The 8,057-nt window shown below is 74.5% G+C and carries 8 protein-coding genes; 5 read left to right on the top strand and 3 right to left on the bottom strand.

Annotation, left to right across the window (positions count from 1 at the left end; translation table 11 throughout):
- A partial coding sequence (locus K6I34_RS26220) for an iron ABC transporter permease (RefSeq protein WP_229329179.1) occupies positions 1–679 on the top strand: 679 nt, incomplete at its 5' end.
- A gap of 4 nt (positions 680–683) precedes the next feature.
- The gene (locus K6I34_RS26215) at positions 684–1,478 is read left to right on the top strand and encodes an ABC transporter ATP-binding protein (RefSeq protein ID WP_229329177.1); all 795 of its coding nucleotides are present in this window, start codon (positions 684–686) and stop codon (positions 1,476–1,478) included.
- A 138-nt stretch (positions 1,479–1,616) separates the two neighbouring features.
- Here the strand turns inward: K6I34_RS26215 and K6I34_RS26210 are convergent, their stop codons facing one another.
- Both K6I34_RS26210 and K6I34_RS26205 read right to left on the bottom strand, forming a co-directional pair.
- The gene (locus tag K6I34_RS26210; RefSeq protein ID WP_229329175.1) at positions 1,617–2,531 is read right to left on the bottom strand and encodes an L-tyrosine/L-tryptophan isonitrile synthase family protein; all 915 of its coding nucleotides are present in this window, start codon (positions 2,529–2,531) and stop codon (positions 1,617–1,619) included.
- Positions 2,532–2,560: 29 nt separating this feature from the next.
- Positions 2,561–3,808, bottom strand: a complete 1,248-nt coding sequence (locus tag K6I34_RS26205) for a cytochrome P450 (RefSeq protein ID WP_229329173.1) — start codon at positions 3,806–3,808, stop codon at positions 2,561–2,563.
- A gap of 368 nt (positions 3,809–4,176) precedes the next feature.
- Here K6I34_RS26205 and K6I34_RS26200 point away from each other — a divergent pair, with 368 nt between their 5' ends.
- Genes K6I34_RS26200 through K6I34_RS26190 form a run of 3 tightly spaced genes read left to right on the top strand, consistent with a single transcriptional unit; the run spans position 4,177 to position 7,267 of the window.
- Entirely contained in the window at positions 4,177–4,425 is a 249-nt protein-coding gene (locus tag K6I34_RS26200) for a hypothetical protein (protein ID WP_229329171.1), read from the top strand.
- On the top strand, positions 4,422–6,761 hold the full coding sequence (locus tag K6I34_RS26195) for a cation-translocating P-type ATPase (RefSeq protein ID WP_229329169.1): 2,340 nt from the start codon (positions 4,422–4,424) through the stop codon (positions 6,759–6,761). The genes K6I34_RS26200 and K6I34_RS26195 overlap by 4 nt, the downstream gene beginning before the upstream one ends.
- Positions 6,758–7,267 carry a copper chaperone PCu(A)C gene (locus K6I34_RS26190; protein WP_229329152.1) on the top strand — a complete coding sequence of 170 codons (510 nt, stop codon included), beginning with the start codon at positions 6,758–6,760 and terminating at the stop codon, positions 7,265–7,267. Before K6I34_RS26195 ends, K6I34_RS26190 begins: the two co-directional genes overlap by 4 nt.
- A gap of 151 nt (positions 7,268–7,418) precedes the next feature.
- Here the strand turns inward: K6I34_RS26190 and K6I34_RS26185 are convergent, their stop codons facing one another.
- Positions 7,419–8,006, bottom strand: coding sequence for a sigma-70 family RNA polymerase sigma factor (locus K6I34_RS26185; RefSeq protein ID WP_229329181.1), 588 nt, complete (start codon positions 8,004–8,006; stop codon positions 7,419–7,421).
- Positions 8,007–8,057 lie beyond the last annotated feature (51 nt).

The following is an 8,057-nucleotide window of genomic DNA, read 5'->3' as shown; positions in this document are numbered from 1 at the left end:
GAGACAGGGCGGGCTGCTCGGGATCGGGCTGTCCACGGCGGCGTTCGCGGGCGCGCTGGCGTCCTTCGCGCTGGTGTGGGCCATGGCCCGGCGCGGCGGCGGGTTCTCGCCGCTGCGGCTGGTGCTCTCGGGCGTGGGCATCGGGCAGTTCCTGTCCGGCTTCACCCACTACCTGGTGCTCCAGGCCGGGGACGAGCAGCAGACGCGCGGCGCGCTGTTCTGGCTGATGGGCTCGCTGGGCGGGGCCCAGTGGTCCTCACTGGCCCTGCCCGCGGCCGCCCTGCTGCTCGGGCTGCTGGTGCTGCTGGCCCGTGCCCGCGCCCTCGACGCGCTGCTGATGGGCGACGAGACGGCCGCCGGGCTGGGCGTCGAGGTGAACCGGCTGCGGCGCGAGCTGTTCGTCGTGACGAGCGTGCTCACCGGGGTGCTCGTGTCGGTGTCCGGGGCCATCGGTTTCGTGGGGCTGATGGTGCCGCACGTCTGCCGGATGGTCGTCGGCGGCGCCCACCGCAGACTGCTGCCCGTCGCCGCGCTGTTCGGCGCCGTCCTCCTGGTCGTCGTCGACCTGGTGGCCCGTACGGCCCTGCCGGACCAGGAGCTGCCGGTCGGCGTGGTGACCGCCCTGATCGGGGCACCGACCCTGCTGTATCTGCTGGACCGCCGTCTGGAGAGGGGATAGCGGCATGCGCGTCGCCATCGAGGAGCTCGACGTGACCCTGTCCGGGCGGACCGTGGTCTCCGGGGTCGACCTGATCGCCGAGGACGGCGAGATCGCGGGGATCGTCGGCCCCAACGGCAGCGGCAAGTCCACGCTGCTGCGCACCGTCTACCGCTATCTCACGCCGCACGCCGGGCGGGTGCTGCTCGACGGCACGGACGTCCGCGCGCTCGGCGCGGCCGAGTCGGCGCGGCGTGTGGCGGCCCTGCCGCAGGAGCGCGGCAGCGACTTCGAGCTGTCGGTCCGCGCGGTCGTGGCCATGGGCCGTACGCCCTACAAGCGCGCGTTCGCGGGCGAGGACCGCGCGGACGCCGAACTGGTGGCGGCGGCCCTGGAGCGGGTCGGCATGACGGGCTTCGGCGCGCGCCGCTTCTCGGCGCTGTCCGGGGGCGAACGCCAACGGGTCCTGCTGGCCCGCGCCCTCGCGCAGGACCCGCAGGTGCTCGTCCTGGACGAGCCGACCAACCACCTGGACGTACAGCACCAGGTGGAACTGCTGTCCCTGCTGCGCGCCCAGCGCCGTACGACCCTGCTGTCGCTGCACGACCTCAACGCGGCGGCGTCCCTCTGCGACCGGCTGCACGTCCTCCACCAGGGCACCCTGGTGGCCTCGGGCACCCCGCGCGAGGTGCTGACCCCCGCACTCCTGGCGGACGTCTTCGGCGTCCGCGCGGCCGTGGTGGAACACCCGCTGACGGGCGACCCCCTGATCGCCTTCGACCACCGCGCGTCGGCGGCGCGCGAGCCGCAGTCTGTCTGACGCGACGGTGGGGCGCCCCCCACCGGAAGCGCCGCCTTCCGCCTACGGGCTCGGTCCACCAGGCCGTCTGGCGTCTGCGGGCCGTCTGTGGCTGGTCGCGCAGTTCCCCGCGCCCCTGATGGGGCGCGGGACTTCTCATCAGTCGACCGTCCGGTAGTGGCTCGGCAGCCCGTCCCGCAGTACGGGGACGCCCAGGCGCGCCGCGTGCGCCCTGTGGAGGAGGCGGGCCCTGGTGCCCGGGCCGCGGAGGACCGTGGTGTGCCAGGGGGTGGCCCACGCGTCGGCCGATTCCAGGAGGCGGATGCCGAACTTCTCGGCGCCCGTGCGCTGGGGGTGGATGGAGAGGCGTACGGAGCGGGGGTGGCAGTCGGCGATGAGGTCGCCCCAGGCGCGGCTGCGGGCGATGACCTCGTAGGCGCGGCGGCGGCACTCGCGCTGGAGGGCGGACCTGGTGCCCGTGTGGTCCGGGGTGTCCTCGAAGAGGAAGCGGGTGATGCCGAGATAGAGGCGCAGGGTGTCCTCGTCCCCCGCACGCACCTGGGCGCGCAGCGCGTCGGTGGAGGGGGCGTAGGCGGCGACGACCAGGGCGCGCTTGGTGTCGTGGTCCAGGTCGCCGTGCACCTGGCGCAGGTCGAAGGTGTCGAGGTTGGCGAGCCCCTCCCGGTCGATCAGGGCGCGCAGCGCGTCGCCGTAGGCGTCGATGTGCGCGTCGGGCACGCGGATGAGGTCGCCGAAGATGTGGCCGTCGGAGCAGATGAGCATGCGCGCCCCGGGCCCGTATATCTCGCCGATGCGGGCGCAGAGCCGGTCGAGGAAGCGCAGCGAGAGGCGTTCGCCCTCGTCGGGGAGGTGCCCGAGCACCTTGGCCGGGTTGGGCGACTTGCAGGGGAAGCCGGGCAGGGTGAACACGATGGGCTCACCGGCCTCGGTGAACTGACGTATCTGGGCGAGCTGTTCGGGGTGGTCCGCGGGATCGGTGGCGGTGGCCCCCGTGCTGCGGTGGTGCGGCAGGAGCAGGCCCAGGACGCGGGCCTCGACGGAGTCGTGGTTCATGGCGGGGATATGAGGCGTTCTCGCGGTGGTCATCGGCGGGTGCGGGGGCAGGCGGGAGCGTCGTAGGACACGGGCAGCGCGCTCACGCCGCGGCCCAGTACGGCGGAGATCCAGGGCAGTTCCTCGTCGGCGACGGCGAGGCGCAGGCCGGGCAGCCGGGCGAGCAGGGTGCCGAGGGCGACCTGGAGCTCGGTACGGGCCAGCGCGGCGCCGGGGCAGAAGTGACTGCCGTGGCCGAACGCGAGGTGGGAGCCCTGGGCCCGGTCGAGGTCCAGGGTGTCGGGGTCGGGAAAGCGCTCGGGGTCGCGGTTGGCGGCGCACAGCGAGACGATCACGGAGTCGCCCGCCGGTACGCGGGTGCCGTGCAGCTCGGCGTCCTCGGCGAGGAAGCGCCAGGTCGTCAGCTCGAAGGCGCTGTCGAGGCGGAGGAGTTCCTCGACGGCGGCGGGCAGCAGCGCGGGTTCGGCGCGCAGCCGCGCGAGGGCCTCGGGGTGCCGGAAGAGGGCGACGAGGGCGGTGGTGATCTGGTTGGTGACGGGTTCCTGCCCGGCCACCAGCAGCTGGAAGATCATGGAGTCCAGCTCCTCCGGGGTCAGTTCGCCGGAGTCGCGGGCGGTGACGAGGCGGGAGAGCAGCCCGTCACCGGGCGCGGCACGGCGGTCGGCGACGACCTCGGCGATGTAGTCCTGGAGTTCGCGGAGCAGTTGCTCGTAGGCGGGGCGGCCGGGGTCGGTGGGGCCGACGGGGGCGACGACCTTGCCCCACTCGCGGCGGAAGCGCCCGGCGAGGTGCGGCGGCAGGCCGATCACCTCGGCGAGGACCTGGAAGGGGAACCGCGCGGCGAAGCACGCCACGAGGTCGGCGGAGTCCGCGTCCGTCGGCATCGCGTCGACGAGCGCGTCCGCCATCTCCTGGAAGCGGGGGCGCAGCGCCTCGACGCGGCGCGGGGCGAAGGCGTCCGTGACGAGGCGGCGCATCGCGGTGTGCTTGGGCGCGTCCTGGTGCAGGAGGTGGACCTGGAGCTGGGAGTGCTGCGGCTCGGGCATGATCGAGGCGCGGGCGCGCCAGCCGTCGTTGCCGAGCGCGTGGTTCTTGCCGAGCCGCGGGTCGGCGAGGGTGCGCTGCGCGGCGGCGTGGCCGGTGACCAGCCAGGCGGTGACCCCGCTGGGGAAGCGCACCCGGTGGACGGGGCCCTTCTCGCGCATCTCCGCGTAGAGCGGATAGGGGTCCCGCTTGTATGCGGCGCCGTGGAGGTCGATCGGCTCGTGCTGCGACACGGTGGGGTGCTCCTCGCAAGTCGTGAACACCGGAGAAGTCGGACGGGGCGGGGGCTGAGTTCCCAGCTGTTTGAGGGGCGCGGGGAACTGCGCGCGCAACCCCACACGGCCCGCAGCCGCCGGACGCGCACAGCACACCGAGCGCATAGGCGGCTTTTCAGGGGCGCGGGGAACTGCGCGACAAGCCCCCACCGGCCCGCAGCCGCGCACCGAGCACAAGAGGCACCCCAGTAGGCGCACCCCGCCCAATTCCTAGGTAGTCGGCCGACAGGCCGTTCCGGTTCCCGCCCACGAAAAGGACAATCCTCACGTGCCGCAAACCCCTCGCACAGGGCGGAACGCCACGCACGGCATGCCACGATGCGGCGATGACCACTCGTCATCGTCTCAGTCCCTATGGCTCCATGATCGGCTTCATCGTGCTGCTGGCAGCCCTCTTCGGCGTCGCGTACGCGGCCGGGTCGGCGGCCGGCCCGGCGGCTCCCGGCATACACCACCGCACAGGCGGCGGCTCGGGTTCCGGCGGCGGTCACGGAGGCGGCCACGGCGGCATGGGCGGCATGGGCGGGATGCACGACATGGGCGCCCCGGCGGAGCGGGCGGTGGTGATCCGATGAGCACCGTGGACGCCACGGCGGAAGCCGTCGGCACCGAGATCCTCGTCGGCGGCATGACCTGCGCGGCGTGCGTGGCCCGGGTGGAGAAGAAGCTGGGCCGCCTCGACGGGGTGAGCGCCACGGTCAACCTGGCCACGGGCCGGGCCCGGGTCAGCCACCCCCCGGCGGTGACCGTGGCCGAGCTGATGGCCGTGGTGGAGGGCGCGGGCTTCACCGCGTCGCTCCCGGAGCCGGAGCCGTCGCAGGAGAGCGCGGCGGAAGAGGGCACGGCGTCCGCCGCGACGACGCGGCTGGTCGTCACGGCCGTGCTGGCCGTCCCCGTCCTGGTGCTGTCCATGGTCCCCGCGCTGCAGTTCCGGAACTGGCAGTGGCTGTGCTTCGCGCTGGCCACGCCGGTCGCCGTGTGGGGCGCGTGGCCGTTCCACGAGAAGGCGCTGCGCGGGCTGCGGCACTCGGCGGCGACGATGGACACGCTCGTCTCGCTCGGCGTGCTGGCCTCCTACGCGTGGTCGACATACGCGCTGTTCCTCGGCGGCGCGGGCGATCCCGACATGCGGATGCCGTTCACGCTGGTGCCGTCCATGACGGCCGGTACGGCGGACGTGTATCTGGAGGCGGTCGTCGGCGTACCGCTGTTCGTGCTGGTCGGGCGGCTGTTGGAGGCCAAGGCGCGGCACGGTACGGGTTCGGCGCTGCGGGCGCTGGCCTCGCTGGCGGCGAAGGAGGTCGTGCTGCGGACGGCCGACGGCGGCGAGCGCCGGGTGCCGGTCGAGCAGTTGCGCGTCGGCGACCGCTTCGTCGTCCGCCCCGGTGAGCGGGTGGCGACCGACGGTGTGGTGACGGCGGGCAGCTCGGCGCTGGACCTGTCGCTGGTGACGGGCGAGAGCGCGCCCGTGGAGGCCGGGCCGGGCACGGCCGTGGTCGGCGGAGCGGTCAACTCCGGCGGACTGCTGGAGGTACGGGCCACGGCGGTCGGCGCGGACACCCAACTCGCCCGGATCGCCAAGCTGGTGGAGGACGCGCAGGCGGGCAAGGCCCGCGCGCAGCGGGTCGCGGACGCCGTGGCGGGAGTGTTCGTCCCGGCGGTGCTGGCCGTGGCCGTCGTCGTCCTGGGCTTCTGGCTGGGCGCGGGCGCTCCCCCGCAGTCGGCGGTGACGGCCGCCGTCGCGGTGCTGGTGGTCGCCTGCCCCTGCGCGCTGGGCCTGGCCACGCCGACGGCCCTGCTGGCGGCGACGGGCCGGGGCGCGGGCCTCGGCATCCTGGTGCGCGGCCCGCAGGCGCTGGAGGGGCTGCGGCGTGTGGACACCGTCGTGCTGGACAAGACGGGCACGCTGACGACCGGTTCCATGACGGTCACCGAGGTGACGGCCCGTACGGACGGGATGGGCGCCGACGCGGCCCTGCGGCTGGCGGCGGCGGTCGAGCGGGGCTCGGAGCACCCGGTGGGCCGGGCGGTGTGCGCCCACGTGGCGGACGCGCCGCTGCCGGAAGCGACGGACTTCTCGGCGACGCCGGGCCTGGGCGTGTCGGGCCGCGTCGAGGGGCGCCTCGTGGAGGTCGTACGCCCCTCGGAAAGCGCCGCCCCGGCTCCGGGCAAGGCGCGGAAGGGGCAGCGGAAGCCCCGCAAGGACGGCCTGCCGAAGGAGCTCGACGAGGCGGTGCGCGACGCGGAGCGGGACGGCCGGACCGCGGTCGTGGTCCTGGTGGACGGCACGCCCGAGGCGGTCGTCGCGCTCGGCGACACGGTGCGCTCCGGCTCGTACCGCGCGGTCGACCACCTCAAGCGGCTCGGCCTGCGTCCGGTCCTGGCCACGGGCGACGGCGAGGGCGCGGCGCGTGCCGTCGCGGAGGAGCTCGGCATCACCGAGGTGCACGCGCGCGCCACGCCCGAGGACAAGGCCGCGCTCGTCCGTGACCTGCGCGCCCAGGGGCGCCGGGTCGCGGTGATCGGCGACGGCGTCAACGACACGGCGGCGCTGGCGGGCGCGGACCTGGGCATCGCCATGGGCGGCGGCACGGACGCGGCGATCGGCGCGGCGGACGTGACGCTGGTCCGCGAGGACATGGGTGCCCTGGCGGACGCGGTCCGGCTGGCCCGCCGCACGTCGGCCACGGTCCGTACGAACCTGGGCTGGGCGTTCGGCTACAACGTGGTGACCGTCCCGCTGGCCGCGGTGGGGCTGCTGAGCCCGATGCTCGCGGCGGCGGCGATGTCGGTGAGCTCGGTCCTGGTGGTGACGAACAGCCTCCGCCTGCGGGGCTGGCAGCCGAGGCCCGCACGGGCGGCGAACCGGAACGGCGTGCGGACCGCCCGCCAGATGCGAGGTGCAGCGTGAACGCGAACGTGAACGCGACCGGAACCAACGAGAACATCGGCCGGATTCTGCGAGCGGCGCTCGTCCCCGTGCTCGCCGGTGCCGTCGCCATCGGCGGCCTGAGCGTCTGGACGGCCTCCGGCGCGGCGGGCCGCCCGCCGTCGGTCACGGTCGAGGACGCCCGCGTCCTGCTCCCCTTCGGCACGGACGACACGGCCGCGTTCGTCAAGGTGCGCAACAACGGCGACGCCGACGACGAACTCGTCGGCGTCGAGGTCCCGACCGCGGGCAGCGCGATGCTCAGCCGCACGGTGGTGAAGGACGGCGCGGGCTCGATGCGGATGGTGCCGTCGGCGACGGTCCCGGCGGGCGGCACGCTCGACATGTCACCGCACGCCCTCGACATCATGATCACGTCCCCGCCCCGCCTCGCCCCGGGCGACCGCCTCCCCTTGACGCTCCGCTTCCGCGAGAGCGGGACGGTGCAGGTCGAAGCGGTGACGGTCCGCCCGGGAAACCGGGGATAAACGGAAAAAGGGAGTGGGGCGGGGCTCGAAAGAGCCCCGCCCCGTTCCTGCGGTGAGCGTCCCGCATCACCTGGCGCAATAGGGGCGCGGGGAACTGCGCGACCAGCCGAAAACGACGATCAGCCGCCGACCAACAGCTCCCGCCGAGCTCTTAGGCGGCCACAGGAGTACGGTCACCCAACCGCGCCACGTCCCGCTCGGCCAGCTCCAGCTGAAAAATCAACGCCTCCCGAGCCCTGGCCACCCGCGACCGCACCGTACCCACCGGACACCCGGCGACAACGGCGGCCTCCGCGTACGGCAACCCCAGCAGCTGCGTCAGCACGAACGCCTCGCGCCGCTCGTACGGCAGGCGGTCGAGGAGCTGCGACAGGGCGACGCCCTCGTCGAACCCGGGCAGCTCCGCGGACTGGGTCCGCTCGGCGGCCGACTGCCAGTCGTCCGTGTCGGAGAGCCGGGGCCGGGCCGCGTTGAAGCGGAGCCGGTCCACGACCGTGCGCCGGGCGATGGTCAGCAGCCAGGTGCGGGCCGAGGAGCGTCCCTCGAAGCGCGGCAGCGAGCGCAGGGCCCGCAGATACGTCTCCTGGACGAGGTCGTCCGCGCCCTGCGGGTCGTTGCTGAGCCGGGCCACGTACCGCCGTACGTCGCCCTGGGTGGCGCGGATGAAGTGGTCCACGGCATCGGCGTCGCCGCCGCGTGCCGCGAGCGCCCAGGCGGTCACCGCCTCGTCGTCACGCACGGCGGCCCCCCGCGCGGGGGGTGATGCGCGGGGCGGCTGCGGCACCGGGGA

This window comes from Streptomyces sp. UNOC14_S4, from assembly GCF_020740835.1.
In the GTDB taxonomy this organism is placed as follows: Bacteria; Actinomycetota; Actinomycetes; order Streptomycetales; family Streptomycetaceae; genus Streptomyces.
This window is presented reverse-complemented; position numbering and strand designations above follow the sequence as displayed.